This window comes from Microcoleus sp. F4-D5 (genome assembly GCF_036704885.1).
Lineage (GTDB): Bacteria > Cyanobacteriota > Cyanobacteriia > Cyanobacteriales > Microcoleaceae > Microcoleus.
The window spans coordinates 14,651-33,370 of record NZ_JAUBSX010000019.1; the positions used below are offsets into that span (position 1 = coordinate 14,651).

The 18,720-nt window shown below is 47.1% G+C and carries 15 protein-coding genes; 5 read left to right on the forward strand and 10 right to left on the reverse strand.

Going from position 1 to position 18,720, the window contains the following annotated elements:
- Positions 1–58: 58 nt before the first annotated feature.
- Positions 59–2,596 (forward strand): CHASE4 domain-containing protein, encoded by a 2,538-nt coding sequence (locus QUA80_RS11535; RefSeq protein ID WP_333424235.1) that lies wholly within the window; start codon positions 59–61, stop codon positions 2,594–2,596.
- A gap of 175 nt (positions 2,597–2,771) precedes the next feature.
- On the opposite strand, the gene cobO is transcribed toward QUA80_RS11535, so the two are convergent.
- The 3 genes from cobO to QUA80_RS11550 all read right to left on the reverse strand — a co-directional run bounded on the left by cobO (position 2,772) and on the right by QUA80_RS11550 (position 4,813).
- Positions 2,772–3,407 carry a cob(I)yrinic acid a,c-diamide adenosyltransferase gene (gene cobO / locus QUA80_RS11540; RefSeq protein ID WP_333424237.1) on the reverse strand — a complete coding sequence of 212 codons (636 nt, stop codon included), beginning with the start codon at positions 3,405–3,407 and terminating at the stop codon, positions 2,772–2,774.
- Positions 3,408–3,466: 59 nt separating this feature from the next.
- Positions 3,467–4,045, reverse strand: coding sequence for a Uma2 family endonuclease (locus QUA80_RS11545; protein WP_333424239.1), 579 nt, complete (start codon positions 4,043–4,045; stop codon positions 3,467–3,469).
- A 150-nt stretch (positions 4,046–4,195) separates the two neighbouring features.
- Positions 4,196–4,813 carry a hypothetical protein gene (locus QUA80_RS11550; protein ID WP_333424241.1) on the reverse strand — a complete coding sequence of 206 codons (618 nt, stop codon included), beginning with the start codon at positions 4,811–4,813 and terminating at the stop codon, positions 4,196–4,198.
- Positions 4,814–4,929: 116 nt separating this feature from the next.
- Between QUA80_RS11550 and QUA80_RS11555 the strand changes: the two genes are divergently transcribed.
- The 3 genes from QUA80_RS11555 to rimM all read left to right on the forward strand — a co-directional run bounded on the left by QUA80_RS11555 (position 4,930) and on the right by rimM (position 7,791).
- Positions 4,930–6,207, forward strand: coding sequence for a molybdopterin-binding protein (locus tag QUA80_RS11555; protein WP_333424243.1), 1,278 nt, complete (start codon positions 4,930–4,932; stop codon positions 6,205–6,207).
- 71 nt (positions 6,208–6,278) lie between these two features.
- The gene (locus QUA80_RS11560; protein ID WP_006632834.1) at positions 6,279–6,911 is read left to right on the forward strand and encodes a response regulator; all 633 of its coding nucleotides are present in this window, start codon (positions 6,279–6,281) and stop codon (positions 6,909–6,911) included.
- A gap of 238 nt (positions 6,912–7,149) precedes the next feature.
- The gene (rimM, locus tag QUA80_RS11565; RefSeq protein WP_333424244.1) at positions 7,150–7,791 is read left to right on the forward strand and encodes a ribosome maturation factor RimM; all 642 of its coding nucleotides are present in this window, start codon (positions 7,150–7,152) and stop codon (positions 7,789–7,791) included.
- Positions 7,792–7,876: 85 nt separating this feature from the next.
- Here the strand turns inward: rimM and QUA80_RS11570 are convergent, their stop codons facing one another.
- A complete protein-coding gene (locus QUA80_RS11570) occupies positions 7,877–8,335 on the reverse strand; it encodes a phosphate-starvation-inducible PsiE family protein (protein WP_333424246.1) in 459 nt (152 codons plus the stop codon).
- Positions 8,336–8,494: 159 nt separating this feature from the next.
- On the opposite strand from QUA80_RS11570, the gene QUA80_RS11575 reads away from it, so the two are divergent.
- A complete protein-coding gene (locus QUA80_RS11575; protein WP_333424248.1) occupies positions 8,495–8,764 on the forward strand; it encodes a hypothetical protein in 270 nt (89 codons plus the stop codon).
- A gap of 63 nt (positions 8,765–8,827) precedes the next feature.
- Here QUA80_RS11575 and QUA80_RS11580 read toward each other — a convergent pair whose 3' ends face one another.
- From QUA80_RS11580 to QUA80_RS11605, 6 genes are all read right to left on the reverse strand, one after another.
- On the reverse strand, positions 8,828–9,133 hold the full coding sequence (locus QUA80_RS11580) for an RNA-binding protein (RefSeq protein WP_333241931.1): 306 nt from the start codon (positions 9,131–9,133) through the stop codon (positions 8,828–8,830).
- Between the two features lie 456 nt (positions 9,134–9,589).
- Positions 9,590–11,773, reverse strand: coding sequence for a nitrate reductase (locus tag QUA80_RS11585; RefSeq protein ID WP_333424250.1), 2,184 nt, complete (start codon positions 11,771–11,773; stop codon positions 9,590–9,592).
- A gap of 372 nt (positions 11,774–12,145) precedes the next feature.
- On the reverse strand, positions 12,146–13,885 hold the full coding sequence (locus QUA80_RS11590; RefSeq protein WP_333424252.1) for a nitrate ABC transporter ATP-binding protein: 1,740 nt from the start codon (positions 13,883–13,885) through the stop codon (positions 12,146–12,148).
- Between the two features lie 102 nt (positions 13,886–13,987).
- Positions 13,988–16,012: a nitrate ABC transporter ATP-binding protein gene (locus QUA80_RS11595; RefSeq protein ID WP_333424254.1), complete on the reverse strand. Its 2,025-nt coding sequence runs from the start codon at positions 16,010–16,012 to the stop codon at positions 13,988–13,990.
- 260 nt (positions 16,013–16,272) lie between these two features.
- Entirely contained in the window at positions 16,273–17,142 is an 870-nt protein-coding gene (ntrB, locus tag QUA80_RS11600; protein WP_333424255.1) for a nitrate ABC transporter permease, read from the reverse strand.
- Between the two features lie 160 nt (positions 17,143–17,302).
- Positions 17,303–18,637, reverse strand: a complete 1,335-nt coding sequence (locus QUA80_RS11605; protein WP_333424256.1) for a CmpA/NrtA family ABC transporter substrate-binding protein — start codon at positions 18,635–18,637, stop codon at positions 17,303–17,305.
- Positions 18,638–18,720 lie beyond the last annotated feature (83 nt).

An 18,720-nucleotide genomic window follows, 5' to 3' on the forward strand; every position in this document is an offset into this window, starting at 1 on the left:
ACAGCAGTAAAATTGCTCCTGAGTAGAGATTTCGGACGGACACCACACACACGGCAAGATGAAACTGCGTCGGAAAACACTATCGATAGTTGGCATTACCATCGCTGGACTGACTGGCATTCTGTATGTCGCCTCATCAAGCATCCTCTTGGGCAGCGTGGTCAAAGCAGAAGAACAAGAAGCCACACAGGTTGTCAAGGGAGTGCTCAGCGTGTTCGGGCAAACCGCAGACGAATTCAACTCGCGCTTTGCCGACTGGTCGTCTTGGGACGACACCTACGATTTTATCCAAAACCCCAACTCAGAATTCATTGCCTCCAATTTAATTCCAGAAGGGCTCGCTAATGTGAGAGTTAATATCGCCGTATTTGTCAATACTTCTGGCAAAATAGTTTACGGTACGGGTTTGGACAGCGAAAAGCTGAAACTGACGCCTATTCCAGAAGCATTAAAACGGCGCATTTCTCTCAGCGACCGGCTGTTGCAGCACCCCAACGCCAAAAGCAGCCTCGCTGGTATCCTGCTGCTACCGTCAGGGCCGATACTGATTACTTCCCGGCCTATTCTCACGACTAAAAGCACCGGCCCGATCCGAGGTACGCTGATATTCGGGCGCAATTTGGATGCTGCGGGCATTGCGAAGGTTTCTCAAATTACTCGCTTGCCGCTAATCGTACACAGCGTTAATGAGGCTCGGTTGCCTGCAGACTTTCAGCAAGCGCGGGAGAAACTGTCGGAAAAAAAACCGATTTTGGTGCGTCCTTTAAGCGAAGAGTCGATCGCGGGTTACGCTTTGATCCGCGATATTTACGATCGACCGGCGCTGCTATTGCGAGTGGATATCCCCAGAGAAATATACCGGCAAGGTCAAATTAGTTTGCTGTACCTGCTGGGGTCTGTAGCGTTAGCGGGAGTTGGGTTTGTCGGCTGCACTCTGCTGCTGCTAGAGCGTCTTGTACTGTCTCGGTTGAGCGGTTTGGCGAAAGCAGTTAACCGCGTCAGCAGCAGCCAAGACCTCTCCGTGCGGCTGCCCGTGACGGGCGAAGACGAGTTGTCCGACCTTGCCCATACTATCAACGGAATGCTGAGCGCGATCGCCCAAGCCGAAAGCGAACAACTTGAGGAAAAAGCCCGCTACCGAGGCGTAGTCGAGCAAGCTACAGATTGCATTTTCCTGTGGGACGCTCAAACCAAACGCCTTTTGGAAGCCAATACAGCTTTTAGAAACTTGCTGGATTACAGTCTCGATCAGATTTCGCAACTGACTGTTTACGATATCACCGCTTACTCGAAAGACCTAATTGACACCAATATCGAGTTGCTGCTGGCTGACAAAAAAGTAAGACTTGGCGAAGTTCTTTACCGCCGTCGAGACGGTTCCTGCGTGGACGTGGAAGTAAGCGCCAGCGTAATTTCCTACGGCGGCCGCGAGATTATTTGCACTGTTGTACGCGACATTACCGAGCGCAAGCAAGCCGAAGCTGAACTGCGAGCCTCGGAAGAACGCTACAGACTTTTATTTAAAAACAACCCCCATCCGATGTGGGTTTACGATTTAGAAACTATGAAATTTATAGCCGTCAATCTCGCAGCTATCCAACATTACGGCTACACTCGCGACGAATTTCTCAACATGACTGTTGCGGACATCCGTCCTTCCCAAGAGCTGCCTAGATTGCTAACAAATATATCCCAAGTAGATGCCGATATTAATTTTGCAGGTGTGTGCCAGCACCAGAAAAAAGACGGAACAATTATTGATGTAGAAATTACTTCTTATGCCCTGCTATTTGATAGCAGAAATGCTGAATTAGTGCTGGCTCACGACGTAACTGACCGCTTGCAAGCGGGGGCAGAACTCTACAAGGCAAAGGAAGCCGCAGAAGCCGCTAGTTTGGCTAAAAGTCAGTTTTTGGCTAACATGAGCCACGAACTGCGAACTCCTCTGAATGCGATTATCGGTTACAGCGAGATTTTGCAAGAAGAGGCTTTAGATTTAGGCGAAAAAGATTTTATTTTGGATTTGGAAAGAATTCACAATGCAGGTCAGCTTTTACTAACCTTAATTAACGATATTCTCGACTTGTCCAAGATAGAAGCCGGTCGCGCGGAACTTGAATTAGAAACTTTTGACGTGTTGGAGGCCGTTCAAGATGTAGTGACAACTGTTGAACCGCTATTTTTGCGAAACACCAATCGCCTGAATGTTGAGTGTCCTAATAATATTGGCGAATTGCATTCAGATCAAATTAAGTTGACTCAAATTTTGTTTAATTTACTGAGCAACGCAGCTAAGTTTACTCAGAAAGGGACAATTACACTAACTGTTACAAGAATTAAAAATGACTCCAACAGTACGCATTCTGAACAGTTAATTTTTAACTGTACTGATACGGGGATTGGCATGACTCCTGAACAGCTAGAAAAGTTATTTCAACCTTTTACGCAAGCTGATGCTTCGACTACCCGCAAGTACGGAGGTACGGGTTTGGGTTTGGCAATAGCACAGAAATACTCTCAGATGCTGGGGGGAGAAATTACGGTGGATAGCGAGTTTGGCAAGGGGTCAACTTTTACTTTAACGTTGCCAGCATAGATCGATTTTAGATTTTAGATTTTAGATTTTAGATTTTAGATTTTAGATTTTAGATTTTAGATTGGGTAAAAAGTCCTGACTATAAACAACATAAATACGGTTTGTAGTCAGGGCTTCAATCCACTCCCAATCAGCTTTTAGGTAATTAGGACTAAACTCTTGAAGACCAAAAACATTAATACTCAATACCTGGTTGAGCTTTAATACCTTGTTCTCGGAATGGATGCTTAACTAATGTCATTTCTGTCACCAAATCGGCTCGTTCAATTAGTGCATCCGGCGCGCCTCTGCCTGTTAAAATAATGTGGGTTTGTTCTGGTTTTTTTTCTAACCCGGAGATTACTTGCTCTACTTGCAAGTAACCTAGTTTTAATGCTATGTTGACTTCATCTAGAAGAACTAATTTAAAATCGGGATTGCAGATAAAAGTTAGGGCTTTGTCCCAGGCTTTTTGAGCTGTTTCGATATCTCGGTCGCGGTCTTGCGTGTCCCAGGTAAAACCTTCTCCCATTGCATGAAATTCTAGCTGTTTTTCCCAGAGTTGAAAAACGGCTTTCTCTGCCGGTTCCCACGCGCCTTTGATAAATTGTACTATGGCGACGCGGTAGCCGTGACCGAGCGATCGCACAACCATTCCCAAGGCAGCCGTGGTTTTGCCTTTGCCATTACCAGTATTGACTATAATTAAACCTTTTTCTTTTGAGGAGTTAGCAATTCGCTGTGATTGCACTTCTTGGCGGCGCTGCATTTTCTGTTTGTATTGTTGGGCTGTTAAGCCAGTGGTTGCAGTGGTTTCTGTATTGGTTTCCATTGGATTTTTTTTGACCGCAGATGAACGCAAATAAACGCTGATAGATGCAAGATGTCTAGTTATTGCCACAGTGTTTTCAAGTTTAGCACGAAACCGGGCAAAATATCTTCTCCTGAAAGTTCCGTTGGACATTCCAAAACTTCTTTTTCTTGTCCTTGGCGATAGATTTCTACTCGGCGGGTTTTGCGGTTGATTAACCAGCCTAGTTTTACTTGGTTATTCATGTATTCTTCCATTTTGTCTTGAGTGTCTTTTAGGCTATCGGTGGGCGACATTAACTCTAAGACAAAATCCGGGGCAATCGGAGGAAATTTTTGTTTTTGTTCGGGACTGAGTGCATCCCATCTTGATTTTTCAATCCAAGAGACATCGGGAGAACGGTTGGCACCGCTGGGGAGTTTGAAGCAAGTTGAAGAATCGAAACAAATTCCCAGTTTAGTTTGTCTGTTCCAAATTCCAAAATCAGTAGCTATTTCAAAATTGTAATTTCCAGTTTCTCCTCCTGTGGGTGACATAACGATTATTTCTCCTTTGGAATTGCGTTCAAATTTGACATCGGGGTTTTCGCGGCACAGTTGATAAAATTGGTCGTCGGTTATTTGGGCGATCGCATTGAAGTTGATGGTAACTGCTAGCATGGTACTTTATCAGGATGCGTTGGGATTTTTCAGCCACATAATGTAATCTGAAGGCCGAGCGATGCAGATGCTGTAAATTTTATCGTGACGGGTGGATTTGCGTTTGGTTTTTTTAACCAATTTGGCTATCATTATATCACCTACAGATCCCTAGCTATCAATAGTTTGATAAAAAGTTTTCTGGAGAACATATTGACAGACATACCAATAATAAAAGGAAATGTTAATTTCGCTAAACAATTTAGGTACTCCTTCTAGTAAGCTGGAAAAAAGCTTGTTTTTTAAATGCAGGGAATCCACGCCGATCGCAAAAAACAACAAGCCCAAACCAGCTAACAGTATTTGGTAGGGAGTCAACTGCAGTTCTCGCCGAAAAAACCATCCGTAGGAGGACAAAACAACGGCGTATAAAAGACTTACTCCTAGCTTAGGAATTCCTAATGCTATCATATATATATGAATTCTGTAAATTTCATTCAGGAGAAAGCCGCCTGTTAACAAAGCCGAGAACAGAATAAATCGATTTTCATAATTGCGCGGTTGAATACTTTTCGCTAACCCATAGGTGAAAGTACAAACAATGACTGGTACAGAACATAAAATCTGGAATGTCCGAGTTAATAAGGCGACATTGGGATTTGGGGAAAAATAAGGGTGAAAGAATAAATCGCTGACTTTTAAACCGGAAAATAGAGTGAGAATTATCAGCAGCATCACCACAAATAAGGATAAACAATTTAGTCTAACCACCAAACGAGAAATAGTCATAAGCAATTAATACCAAAAATTTGTGGGCTGCCGAAACACAAAAAAATTATATCACCAATATCTCGGGATATTTTGCTAAACTTAATCATGAGTGTTATCAAAATAAGGAGACAGTCGTGCTGTCAGTGAAAGAAGCAGAATCGATCGTTCTAAATTTGGCGCAACCCCTCGACAGTCAGCGGGATGTAGAAACTGTAAACTTGCTGGCAGCATCGGGCCGCATTTTGGCTGCATCCGTAACTGGTTCCCTCGATTTTCCTTATTGGGATAATTCGGCAATGGATGGGTACGCAGTGCGGTTTGCTGATGTGGAAAATTGCAGCGCTGAAACACCAGTCGCACTTGATACAGTTGAAGAGATTCCAGCGGGATATCAGCCTCAACATACTGTACAATCGGGGCAAGCGGCGCGAATTTTTACGGGTGCTATGATGCCTGCGGGTGCTGATACGGTGGTAATGCAGGAAGAAACAAGGCGTGAGGGCGATCGTATTTTTATCTTAGTTTCTCCTGAAAAACCGCAAGCATTTGTCAGACACAAAGGCGCTTTTTATCAAGCAGGAACAACTTTGCTAACTCCCGGTACAGTTATCAATGCCCCAGAAATGGCGGTGTTAGCAACTGCCCAGTGCATTCAAGTTCCAGTTTATCGGCGGCTGCGGGTGGCAATTTTTTCTACTGGTGACGAATTGGTATCGCCTGACGAAGCTTTAGCACCGGGGAAACTGGTAGACTCGAATCAGTATGCTTTGACAGTTTTGTTGGCGCAGATGGGATTTGAACCGATTCGATTGGGGATTGTTCCTGATAATGAAGATGCGTTACACAAGGTAATATCCCGGGCTGTTGCGACAGCAGATGTAGTGCTTTCTACGGGCGGCGTTTCGGTTGGAGACTACGATTATATTGATAAAATATTGGCAGAGTTGGGAGGAAAAATTCACATTAGTTCTGTGGCGATTAAGCCGGGTAAACCTTTAACGCTTGCGACATTTAAACGAGGTAAAAAAAATGATGATTTGCCGAGTTTGAGTTCGGATTGTCTCTATTTTGGTTTGCCGGGAAATCCGGTTTCGGCTTTAGTCTGCTGTTGGCGGTTTGTTGTGCCTGCTTTGAGAAAGATGTCTGGGCTTGGCGCGGATGCTTGGGGGCCGGAGTTTGTCAAAGCTAGGTGTAATGCTGAATTGCGATCGCCTGGCCGGCGCGAAACTTATGTTTGGGGTAAACTAAATTTAGTTGCGGGAGTGTGGGAATTTGAACCTGCTAGCGGCAGCCAAAATTCAGCGAATTTAATTAACCTCGCCAATACAAATGGTTTAGCCGTTTTGCCACCGACGGGAACCTGGATTTTACCAGGCGAATTTGTGGAAGTTTTAAAAGTTAGTCATTGGTAATGGTTAATGGGTAATTGGTAATTGGTAATCCATTTCACAATCCGTGTTATTCTTCCTTCTGACTTCGTATTATGAGAATTTTAATTGTTGAAGACGATCCGATGATGCAACTGGGACTAGAGCAAGTTTTAGCCGACTCCCCAGAAATAGAAATAGTAGGACAAGCAGAAGACGGGTATTTAGGCGTAGCAGCCGCACTGAAACTCAAACCTGATATTATTGTGATGGATATCGGTTTGCCGCGGCTGGACGGCATAGCAGCGACGCAGCAAATTAAAGCACAACTGCCAGAAGTTCGAGTAGTAATGTTAACTTCTCACACGGCAGAAACTGAAATTATTGCTGCCCTTTCTAGCGGTGCTGATGCTTATTGTATTAAAGGTGCTTCTGTAGACAGGCTGTTAGCAGCGATTGCAGCCGCAGCAGAGGGGGCTACATATCTTGACCCTCAAATTGCGCGGACTGTCATCGAACACCTCAAACCCCCGATACCTGCCTCTACAACTACTTTTGGTCAGTTATCGCAGCGGGAATTGGAGGTGTTAAAATTAATGGTGGAAGGTAACAGCAATCCCGAAATTGCAGCGGCGCTTTACTTGAGTCCAAATACTATTAAAACTCACGTTCGCGGTATTATGAATAAGTTGGCAGTGGATGACCGCGTGCAAGCAGCAGTTGTAGCGCTGAGAACTGGATTGGTGTAAAAAAGGAAGTTCGGCAACGGATTGTTTAACAGATTTAACTGATGTAGCGGATGGATGTTGATGGAAGAGGGAGGTTTGGTAACGGATTGTTTAATTTTTTCAGGTATTTAAGGGATGTTAAGAAGAGATTCGAGGGAATAATTCTTAGCTACCAATTCCTAGTTACCAATTACCAATTAGCAATTCGGACTTGCCAATTACCAATTATCAATTAATAGCAATTTGAGTGATATAATCTATGTCTGAGTTGATAGAAATCGGTAAAATTGTAGCAGCTCAAGGTTTGGACGGGGAAGTGCGAGTCTATCCCGATTCTGATTTCCCGGAAAGGTTTATCGAACCGGGGAAGCGGTGGATTTTGCGCCCTAACAAAAGTGAACCGGAACCGATCGAGTTTTTGGGCGGTCGCTACATTCCGGGCAAAGGGCTGTATGTTGTAGAGGTAGAGGGTGTAGAAGACCGCGATGGTGCTGAGGCATTGCGGGGCTGCAAGTTGTTTGTTGAAAAGACCGATCGACCTTACCTCGAATCTGATGAGTTTTACGTCCAAGATTTGATCGGTATGGAAGTTTTTAACCAGTTAACCGGGGAAATTTTAGGCAAGGTAAGTGATATTATTCCCGCAGGTAACGACCTTTTAGAGGTAGAAACGAATCTAACGGCGCCGGAAACTGTCGCCGCAGAATTAGAAAACCCAAAACCGCCTGACACTCCCCAAGCCAACGCTGACCCTAGAAATACCCGCAAACCACGGAAAATTCGCGTTAAACAGCCTAAATCCACAAAAATATTGATTCCTTTTGTGGAAGAGATTGTACCAGTTGTTGACTTAGAACAAGGCAGAATTGAAATTGTTCCTCCTCCTGGTTTATTGGAATAATATCATATCCGGTCGCTCGACCGGACATGATATTAGTTATTAAAAAATCCCCCTACTTCGGCGAGGCGGTTCCTAATTCCCGATATTAATCTTTTTCTTTATTGGTGTACCGCACTATCAAGTAACTGATGGAAAGCGCGAAAATTGCAATCGCCAAACCAATCAAGTCGGCTGCGGTTTTCTTTTCCAGGTCAAGAATGATGATTTTTCGAGATACGGCTATCAAAGAAGTTACAATAACTAGCTCTACTTGAATTACGTGCTTTTTGAGATAAGCTGTAATATTTTCCAATATTTCCAGAGCTATTAAAACATTTAAAAATAATCCAAATATAGCAAACAACGTATCTCTTAACAAAGTCTGGGGGTAGTTTAGCAATTCTTTTGTTAAAAAAACCAGCAAATCGCAAACGCTGACGATAATTACCAAAATCATCGCCAGTGATAAAATTTTCGATATTATTACTTCTACACTTTCTGTAAAATGCAGAAAATTTTCTTCGTTGCCTAACTTAGAAATTTGTCTAAATATTTTTTTCAGCATACCAGTGATTTAGTCATTATTCACTGATAATTCTGTCATTGTTCAGTACAGTTTGCAAGCGCCCAACTCTGCGATTGCTTGGTTTCACTGCGCCACCAGGCTGTGGGGAAGGTGGCTGCGGCGGCTATGCCTGCCGATTGTACAGCCTATTCCAAGTTTATGAAGTACACCGCACAAACCGGGTTTCTTTACAGTTTTGGCATCATTACTGATTCTGTTGCTCGAAACCCGGTGGAACGCGATCTACATCTACATGGAATATGCTCTATTTTAGAGTTTTTCATGTCTGTCAGGAATCGATCGCACGCGATGGAACTCCTAATTTATAAAATTTTGCCTTTAAAAATCCTCAAACTATTGACTAGCAATATTTTGAGGACTTTAATCAACGGTGCGATCGCAGGAGCAACTATTCTCAACAGACAATAATTGTTGACTCCCAGCTCGCTCCGACCGAAAACACAAGAGAGCTAAAAATTTAGCTCGGGTGGTTTAGTAGCGACGAGAATTGCCACCGCGATCGTTGTTGCCCCAGTTACCGCTGTTACCGCGTTCTTCGCGGGGTTTTGCCTTGTTGACCTTGAGGTCGCGACCCATCCACTCAGCACCGTCAAGAGCCTCAATGGCTGCGGCTTCTTCTGCTTCGGTAGACATTTCTACAAAAGCGAAGCCCCGCATCCGACCTGTTTCCCGGTCAGCAGGCAACTGAACGCGCTTTACTGTTCCGTACTCTCCAAAAGTTTGGTTGAGGTGTTCCTGCGTTACTTCGTAGGATAAATTGCCGACATAAATTGACATTGAACATTCTCCAGAATTAGAGGGTGTAGAGATTTAAATCCGGAGGAACGCCGATCGAACGAACTGTACTGCCGAAAATAAAGCCTTATAAAAACATCATAGCACATATAGGTGCAAACTGCAATTGTCTGACTCGATTAATTACAAAGAAGGCAGAAGTCATTCATCAGAAGGAAAAACCCCGAATTAAAGAAGGAAAAACTCAGAATAATTTAATTTTCCTTGTTCCCGGGTTCTGGGGAAACCTAGCTTTTAGGGTGCGTAATGGCTCAAAATCGATCGCTCGACAGAGTTTTTGAGTCCAGTAGAGCACCCTGCGATCGTGCCTCAGCAACTGATCGGAAACCAATTTTTTTGACAAAAAACTAGGATTTTACGCGAGTCTTTACCAAAAAACCAAGGTCATGACCTTGGTATCACTATGTGAGTTTTAACATCCCATAGTTAGACCCCAGCTCAAGAAGTGACGGCGAGGGTAGATTTTGCCCAATTAAATTCCCCAACTTCAGCGACAACTTCCCCCGCAGTTTCTGCCCCAACCAGCACCAACTGTACCGCACAAGCTTTTAACTCTGGCTGTTTGGAATCTGGACAGCTTGCAGCATGAGTCAGGCCATTGGCTTCAGCACTTTCGGCCCACAGATAACCCCAGTGCATCGGTACAAACAGAGTACCGGGCGCGATCGCCTTGGTGACTTTTGCCGGAAACTGCGACTTGCCGCGGCGCGATCGAACTTCCAGCAAATCCCCCTCCTTAATCTGCAATTTGGCAGCATCGCGCGGGTGAATTTCCAAAAACGGATCGGGGTGCAATTGATTGATTTTGTCAGTTCTACCCGTGCGCGTCATCGTGTGCCAGTGTCCGTAAAGTCTCCCTGTCGTCAGCACAAACGGATAGTTCGGATCGGGAGGTTCTGACAGTCCCCGGGAGTGATAGGCGGAAAATCTCGCCCGCGCGTCGTCCGTGTGAAAACGCCGGTCAGTATACAGCCGTTTCGCTTCCTTCCCGCGAGGCACAGGCTGATTTTCCGGGCAAGGCCACTGCTGGGGGCCTTGGAGGCGCAAATACTCATGGCTCAGGCCAGTTACATCGCAAGGCCTCCCTTCTGTCAACTGCACGTACTCTTTGAATACGTCACCAACATTCTCGAAAGCAAAGTGTTGGGCAAAACCCAATCGGCGGCCCACTTCAGCGAAAATCCTCCAGTCGTCGCGCGCTTCTCCGGAGGGAGTGTCGAAACCCGGACACAACGTAACGCGGCGTTCGGAATTCGTCATTACTCCGGTTTTTTCGCTCCACTGCGTTGCCGGCAGCAGGATGTGAGCGTAGGCCGACGTTTCAGTGGGATAGTAAGCTTCTTGATAAATAGTAAAGGGCGATCGCAGCAAAGCGGCTTTAGTGCGTTCCAAATCCGGCATACTCACCACCGGATTAGTAGCTGCAATCCACAGCAACTCGACATCGCCAGTTTCCAAACCGGTAATCATCTCCCAAGCTGTGCGGCCCGGATTCGGGGAAATACTTCCCGGTGCGATTCCCCAAAACTTCTCGACTTGGGTTCTGTGTTCGGCATTTTTCACAAACCGGTAGCCTGGGAGCAAGTGAGACAGTCCTCCGGCTTCCCGCCCTCCCATCGCGTTTGGCTGGCCGGTCAGGGAAAACGGGCCGCATCCCGGTTTGCCGATTTGACCGGTCATCAAGTGCAAATTAATCAGCGATCGCACCTTTGCCGTGCCTTCGGAGGACTGGTTGATTCCCATCGACCACAGCGACAAAACCCGCTGCGACTGTTCCCAGTAGTTTGCCGCCGTTTCTAACTCGCCCACAGTAATGCCGCAGCGCGATGCTACAAACTCCGGCGTGTAGCTGCCAATCACCTCAGCAAAAGCTGAAAAATTCGCCGTGCATTCTTCAATAAACTCAGGATCTATTGCTTGCCCGCGCAACAGCAAATATGCAATTCCGTTAAGCAAATCTATATCCGTACCCGGTTTAATTGCTAAGTGCAAATCGGCCGCTTCAGCAGTCGGAGTCCGCCTCGGATCTACCACAATCATCTTGACATGTGGATGCTTTTTGTGGTATTTTGCTAATCGATTAAACACAATCGGATGGCATTCCGCTGCATTGCTGCCGATAATAAAAGCGCAATCTGTTAATTCTAAATCCTCGTAACAGCAAGGCGGCCCGTCCGAACCAAAACTTTGAACGTATCCCGAAACTGCTGAAGACATACACAAGCGAGAATTCGCATCAAAATTATTTGTACCCAGACAACCTTTCATGAGTTTCTGGGCAACATAATAATCTTCTGTTACGAATTGACCCGAACCGTAAACGCACAAAGCATCGGGGCCGCTGGTGCTGCGAATTGTTTGGATGCGGTTAACAATTGCATCGAGAGCTTCGTCCCAGCTAGCGCGGCGGAAGGGTTGGTCGAGAGCATCTCGCATCATCGGATACAGCAGCCGATCGCTCCGAATCGACTCTGTTACAGTTGCTCCCTTAATACAAACCATGCCCTGACTTGATGGGTGATTGCGATCGCCCCGGACTTTCCAATTTTGTTTTGTGTCAGGAACAACTTCTAGACCGCAACCTACACCGCAGTATGGGCAAAGAGTTTTTATAGTTTCCATCTGGTGATTTTAGATGCTAATTTTTGAAAGCTAATGGGTAATTGGTAATTCGTCATTATAGTCGGAACAGAGGGCTCCTGCAAATAATGTATCAATAATTACTAAATTACCGCAAAAATGCTTTACAACAACGGACAATACCCTGATTTAAAATTAACCGCTCTCTTACTAAAACTCGCGATCTATCGGGGTTGTAGCCAGCTTGTCGCTGCTTTTAAATTCCTCTCAAATAGAGGGACTCCTGCCCTAAATTTTGTCACCCCAAGGATGGGGCTAGGAAGAATATTTGCAGGACTAAAACAGCGGGCAGGTACTACTTTTGACTTGGTTGTTGATACCAATCATAGATTAAGTGCGGCACTGTTATGTCGCTTACTTCCCTGTTTTAACTTCTAATACGCCGCCGTTGTTGGGGCTAAAAGTTACTTGGAATTCAGCAATTTTTTCAGCGCCTGCTGCGGCACCTGCAGGAGTTTGCAAAATCGGCAAAGGAGTTTCTGTGAGGAAATCTTTAGCTGCTTTATTTGTGGGCTCGAACTGTAGGATATCGCCGTTTTGTTTCGCTTTGACCCGATAAGTCAAACTTTCGGTAAATGTTGGAATTGTTCTCCACTTTTGGTCGATTTGTGCATACAACTTCTGTCCGATCGCATCGAGTTCGGCTTGGTCAGAAATCTCTGATGTGGCACTGGTTGCTGCATTGGGCGAGGCAGCCGTCGCGGCGGCAGCGATGGGTGCAGGGCTGGCAGCAGCAGCGATGGGTGCAGGACTGACAGCAGCGATGGGTGCAGGGCTGGCAGCAGCGATGGGTGCAGGACTGACAGCAGCGATGGGTGCAGGGCTGGCAGCAGCAGCGATGGGTGCAGGGCTGGCAGCAGCAGCGATGGGTGCAGGGCTGGCAGCATCAGCGATCGAACTTGCTGCAATTTGCGGGCTGGGGGGAGAACTCACAACCGCCGCCGCAGTCGCCGCCTGCGGTGCAGTTTCTGCTAGTTTCGCTTGCTTTAGCTGGCTGGAAATACCCGACATATTGACCGCAGCTAAAGTAACCATTGCTACCAACCAGGAGACGGCCAGGATGCCGCCTTTGATCGGCGAGGCTTCTCGGGGTTCGGCAGCGTGAGGCACAAAGGGTGCAGGTGCGATCGGCTTGTTAGCAGTCTCCCCAAGCGCACGCTTTTTGCTAGCAGGTAATGGCATCGGTAGCGCGACGGCTTCTGTCTCCGAGTCCGTTGCTTCACCTTCTTCGTGGTGCGCGTAGCGAGAAAACAGGAACTCCAAAGCAAAGTTCCGCAGTTCGTAGTATTTCGGGTCTTCCATAATCCGCGCCCGGTTGCGGGGACGGCTGAACGGAACGTGCATATCTTCGCCGATGGAAGCAGCAGGCCCGTTGGTCATCATCACGATGCGATCGGCTAAAAACAGCGCTTCGTCAATATCGTGAGTAATCATAATGACGGTAATTTTGTGTTCCCGCCAAATTTTCAGCAATTCTTCCTGCAACTCTTCGCGCGTAATTGGGTCTAGAGCCCCGAAAGGTTCGTCTAAAATCAAGAGTTTGGGTTGAGTTGCCAGAGCTCGGGCGATCGCCACCCGCTGTTTCATCCCCCCGGACAATTGGCCCGGTCTTTTGTTACCAGCTTCGGTCAGCCCCACTAATTCCAAGTGTTCCTTGACGATGGTATTGTGTTCGTCTGGGGACTTTTCCGGGTAAACATTTTCAACGCCGAGGTGAATGTTTTCAGTAGCAGTCAGCCACGGTAGCAGCGAGTAGTTTTGAAACACCACCATTCTGTCTGGTCCAGGTTCAGTAATCCGCGAACCTTGCAGGGCCACTTCTCCGTTTGTCGGGCCGTTGAATCCCGCGATCATATTCAGCAAAGTTGATTTGCCGCAGCCAGAGTGACCGATCAAACAAATAAATTCGCCTTCATTAATAGTCAGGTTTACACCGTCGAGAACGACGTAAGGGCCTTTAGGAGTTTCGTAGACTTTCGATACGTCTTTAATAGTAAGAAAGTCTGGCTTGTCCGTTTGAATTTTGGTTGTTTGGGGGGTTTTGAGAGTTTGCATATTTTCAGGAGGGGGATTTTGAGTTGGGGAATTAGACATGACAACTGAGGATTGAGAAGTTGAAATTAGGGAGTTAGGAAGCGGGAAATGTGGAGTCTTGTTTCCTGATTTCTTGCTCCTGATTCCCTTCCTATTTGCTGCTTATGCTGGCAGTTTGATGGAACACTGACTGCCTATTTGTTCAATTAAGATTTCTTCAATGCGGACGCCGCGCTTGATTTTGACATTGTGAAGATAGTCGATCGGGTCGTCTAGATTAAATACAGTGCCGTCAAATAGCTCGATCGTCCGGCGATCTCTGGCGATATCCGGCAAACCCAATTCGCGCACTGCTTGACCGAAAACATCGGGCCGCAAAACTCGATCGACCACTTCCACCCAGTTTTTCGGGAACGGAATCAGTCCCCAGCGAGCCATCTGCGCCATTACCCACACCATTTCTAGGCGGTCTGGACAATTGGTTTTGTCAACGTAGAACTGGTTGAAGTTGTAAAGCATTTCTGGTTCTGCCTCCGTACCGCAGTTGTACGGGTCGAGGAACCCCGGACGGATGTCTTTGGGATCGACACCGATGTATTGTCCTTGGCTAATCAATTCAAGGACTTCTTCGCGGTTGCGGCGGTCGTCGCAGTAGTCGCAGGCTTCCAAAAGCGCTTTGACGAGGGCGAGGTGAGTTTGAGGATATTTCTGAGCCCAATCTTCGGTAACACCGAGAACTTTTTCGATGTGTCCGGGCAGAATATCGAGGGAACGGGTCATGACAAAACCCGTACCGCTGTTGACTGCGTGGGAGTTCCAGGGGTCGCCCGAACAGTAGCCGTCAATATTGCCTGCTTTTAAATTCGATACCATCTGCGGGGGCGGAATCACGGTCAAGCCCACGTCGAGGTCGGGGTCGATGCCGCCGGCGGCCAGCCAGTAGCGGAACAGCAGGTTGTGCATGGAGGCCGAGTGTACCGTGCCCAAGGTGTGAACTTTATCCGGAGTCTTGGCGATCGCAGCTTTGAAATCCTCTAATGTCCGAATGCCTTGTTGGTAAAGGTGTTTGCTGAAAACAATCGAATTGCCGTTGCGAGACAGGGTGAGGGCGCTGCAGACGGGCACAGGGGCTTCACCGTCGAGGCCCAACAGCATGGCGACCGGCATTCCTGCGACCATTTGCGCCGCGTCCAGCCGTCCTTCGGCGACTCCTTTGGCGATCGCTTTCCAGCTAGGTTCGCGGCTGAGAGTAACTTCTTCCAAGCCGTGCGCTTGGAAAAATCCTTTTTCTTTAGCTACAACTAGGGGCGCGCAGTCGGTGAGGGGAATAAAGCCGATGTCGAGGTTGATTTTTTCCAGACCGTTGCGGGCGATGACAGGCGGTTGTTGTTTGGCCCGGCGCTGTTTGACCCGCTTTTGCTGGTTGAGGAAGTAAACCATTTCGTTCCGCAGCGCGTAGTAACTCGGATGGTTGACCACTTCCATGCGCTTGCGGGGGCGGGGAATGTTCACTTCGAGGATTTGCCCGATTTGCGCTTCCGGGCCGTTGGTGAGCATTACGATGCGATCGCTCAATAATAAAGCCTCATCCACGTCGTGAGTTACCATCACGCTGGTGACTTTGCTTTCCTCGCAAATTTTCATCAACTGGTCTTGCAAACCGCCGCGAGTTAAGGCATCGAGGGCTCCGAAGGGTTCGTCTAGCAGCAGCAGTTTGGGGCGAATCGCCAGGGCGCGGGCGATCGCAACTCTTTGTTTCATCCCCCCAGAAATTTCGCCCGGGCGTTTGTCGGCCGCGTGTCCGAGTCCGACCAATTTAATGTGGTGTTCGATCACCAACTCGCGATCTTCTTGAGAGTTACCGCTGTAAATTTCATTTACTGCTAGGGCAATATTTTCGCGCACCGTCAGCCAAGGTAGCAGTGAGTAATTTTGAAACACCACCATTCTGTCCGGGCCTGGATCGCGGACTTCGCGCCCTTCTAAAGTAATCCCGCCCTGACTTGCTTTGTCGAGGCCGGCGATGATATTTAGCAGCGTAGATTTGCCGCAGCCAGAGTGTCCGATTAAGGTGATGAATTCTCCCTTTTTAATTTTAAGTTCGATATTTTTAAGAGCGATGTATTGCTCTCCATTGGGCAAGTTAAATACGCGGTCAACGTGGTCTACTTCAACAAATACTGACATGGCTATTTTAGGTTAGTTTGTAATTTCTAGATGCTGATTATTAATTGGGCATCGGGCACTCGTACTGAGCGCAGTCGAAGTATTGGGCATTGGGGATGGGGAATTGGGAATGGGCCAAACAGGGCCTTGGGGATTTGGAATTGTTAGTCATAAAAAGACTGTTGAATAACTAATCAGGGTATAAAATACTAGCCATTAACCCTTAATTCTTACTCATTCCCCATTCCCAATTTCCCATTCCCCATTCCCATTCCCAAATCCTATTTCTGTTCTTCTGGAACAACTTTGGAGGCGATGAAACCAACGATTCTGTCTAAAATCAAACCGACGATTCCTACATAAAGCACTGCCAAAATCACGTGGCTGAGTCGAGAACTGTTGTAAGCGTCCCAGATGAAGAAGCCGATACCGACGCCGCCGACTAACATTTCCGCAGCTACGATCGCCAGCCAAGACAAACCGATGCCAATTCTCAAGCCAGTGAAGATGTAAGGAACTGAAGAAGGGAGCAGGATTTTCCAGAAGTATTTTTGGTTGGGGAGGCGCAAGACGCGGGCGACGTTTCTGTAGTCTTGGGGTATTTGTTGAACGCCTACTGTGGTATTAATTAAAATCGGCCAAATTGCTGTAATTAAAATTACAAAAAGTGCTGAAACTTCGTTAGCTTTCACCCCCATTGCTTCAAAGGGGTTGAACTGTTGAAATACGGCCAGGGCGATCGGGAGCCAAGCCAGGGGCGGGATAGTTCTGAATACTTGAAACAGCGGGTCTAAAGCATCGAACATTAAGGAGTTTGTGCCGATGAGGATTCCCAAACTGATGCCGAGAACTGCTGCTAGAGTAAATCCGATCGCCACCCGCTGCAAGCTTGCCGCCAGTTGCCAAAATAAGCCTTTGTCGGTGCCGCCTCTGTCAAAGAACGGATTGATAATCAGTTCCCAGCTTTCTTGGACAGCTTTAATTGGCCCCGGCAAGCTGGATGAGGCATCGTGGCAGAGGATTTGCCAAACTACGAGCAGAACTGCGATCGCAACTAGCGGGCGGATGATTTTTCTGCGGTTTTTTTGAACCCGATCCAAAACGAAATTTACGGGATTTTTGCTTTTAGTAACAGCGATGTTTGTTGCCATTTTTGTTCTTGGAGTATTGTGAATAATCGATTATTTGTAGATACTTTGAAGTGTTCGCCGTGTCTGGGGTGGGTTGAGTTAGGAAACCCAACTCCACTCAATTTTAAACTCGGTCAACTATCACCAGCGAACAGTCAACAGTGAACAGTCAACAAACTAATTATGCTTTTTTGATTGCCAGACCCTTCAGATATTCTTCTGGTTTTTCTGGGTCAAACTTCACGCCGTCAAAGAAGGTTTCGACACCGCGAGAACTGGTAGTAGGAATTTGGGCCGCGGGGACGCCAAGTGCTGTCGCTGCTGCTTTCCAAATATCTTCGCGGTTAACTTTATCAACGGTTGCTTTGATGTCGGTAGTTGCCGGGATATAACCCCAGCGAATATTTTCAGTGAGGAACCAAGCATCGTGACTCTTGTAGGGATAGGAAGCATTGTCAGCCCAGAATTTCATGGCCACTGGGCTGGCGGCTTCAATGCGACCGGTACCGTAGTCAATTTGACCTTTAGAGCGACCGATAATATCTGCTACGGGTACTTTTAACCACTTATCTTGAGAGATAATTTGGCACATCTCATCGTGATTTTCTGCCTTATCGCACCACTGCTGGGCTTCCAGTACGGCCATTGTAATTGCTTTTGCAGCTTTGGGGTTTTTGTCAACCCAATCTCCTCTTAAACCTAAAGCTTTTTCAGGATGATCTTTCCACATTTCTCCTGTTATTAAGGCGGTGTATCCTACCTTTTGAGTAACTAGCTGAGCATTCCAAGGTTCGCCTACGCAAAAGGCTTCCATGCTGCCAGATTTCATGTTCGCTACCATTTGGGGCGGCGGTATGGGAATCACGGAAACATCTGTATCTGGATTAATACCGCCGGCTGCTAGCCAATAGCGTATCCACAAGTCGTGGGTGCCGCCGGGAAAGGTCATAGCAATAGGAACGTTTTGATTTGCAAAAGCTGCTTTCAGCGGTGCGCTGTCTGTACCTACTTTTAAATCTAGGTATTTCTTGCTGAGCGAAATTGCCTGACCGTTTGTATTTAACCGGGCGAGAATGTACATCGGCACAGGCTGGTTGCCTTTGGTAATTGTGCCTAATGTCATTTGGTAAGGTATGGGGGATAAGATGTGGGCTCCGTCAATGCCGCCTTTGTCGGAACCGAGTTCTAAGTTGTCGCGAGTAACTGGCCAAGATGCTTGTTTGGTAACTTGTACGTCTTTCATGCCGTACTTGGCAAATAGCCCTTTTTCTTGGGCAATGATTAAGGGCGCTGAGTCGGTGAGGGCGATGAATCCGAGTTTGGCTGCGGTAACTTCTGGGGCGTCGGCAGGGTTGATGTTGACTGCTGGGGCGGCAGTGGGCGAAGCGCCGCCGGCTGCGGGGGTGGCACCTCCGTTAGATGTGGTGGAACTGGAACTGCAACCGTGGGCTAGGAGGGTGCCGGCTGCTGTTGCTCCGGCGGTTATAATGAATTTTCTTCTGGAAAGGTTGCTCATTTGTCTTGAATTGTTGTTGTACTTTGAGATGGTGGAAATGTGAAATGTGAGATTGATTGGCGACCTTGGCATCGCATCTCACA

What these genes read in the sequence shown, in the direction of transcription:
- QUA80_RS11535 (WP_333424235.1), top strand. Translation starts at nt 59, where the DNA reads ATGAAACTGCGTCGGAAAACACTATCGATAGTTGGCATTACCATCGCT.
- cobO (WP_333424237.1), bottom strand. Translation starts at nt 3,407, where the DNA reads ATGGAAACCAATACAGAAACCACTGCAACCACTGGCTTAACAGCCCAA.
- QUA80_RS11545 (WP_333424239.1), bottom strand. Translation starts at nt 4,045, where the DNA reads ATGCTAGCAGTTACCATCAACTTCAATGCGATCGCCCAAATAACCGAC.
- QUA80_RS11550 (WP_333424241.1), bottom strand. Translation starts at nt 4,813, where the DNA reads ATGACTATTTCTCGTTTGGTGGTTAGACTAAATTGTTTATCCTTATTT.
- QUA80_RS11560 (WP_006632834.1), top strand. Translation starts at nt 6,279, where the DNA reads ATGAGAATTTTAATTGTTGAAGACGATCCGATGATGCAACTGGGACTA.
- rimM (WP_333424244.1), top strand. Translation starts at nt 7,150, where the DNA reads ATGTCTGAGTTGATAGAAATCGGTAAAATTGTAGCAGCTCAAGGTTTG.
- QUA80_RS11570 (WP_333424246.1), bottom strand. Translation starts at nt 8,335, where the DNA reads ATGCTGAAAAAAATATTTAGACAAATTTCTAAGTTAGGCAACGAAGAA.
- QUA80_RS11575 (WP_333424248.1), top strand. Translation starts at nt 8,495, where the DNA reads ATGAAGTACACCGCACAAACCGGGTTTCTTTACAGTTTTGGCATCATT.
- QUA80_RS11580 (WP_333241931.1), bottom strand. Translation starts at nt 9,133, where the DNA reads ATGTCAATTTATGTCGGCAATTTATCCTACGAAGTAACGCAGGAACAC.
- QUA80_RS11585 (WP_333424250.1), bottom strand. Translation starts at nt 11,773, where the DNA reads ATGGAAACTATAAAAACTCTTTGCCCATACTGCGGTGTAGGTTGCGGT.
- QUA80_RS11590 (WP_333424252.1), bottom strand. Translation starts at nt 13,885, where the DNA reads ATGTCTAATTCCCCAACTCAAAATCCCCCTCCTGAAAATATGCAAACT.
- QUA80_RS11595 (WP_333424254.1), bottom strand. Translation starts at nt 16,012, where the DNA reads ATGTCAGTATTTGTTGAAGTAGACCACGTTGACCGCGTATTTAACTTG.
- ntrB (WP_333424255.1), bottom strand. Translation starts at nt 17,142, where the DNA reads ATGGCAACAAACATCGCTGTTACTAAAAGCAAAAATCCCGTAAATTTC.
- QUA80_RS11605 (WP_333424256.1), bottom strand. Translation starts at nt 18,637, where the DNA reads ATGAGCAACCTTTCCAGAAGAAAATTCATTATAACCGCCGGAGCAACA.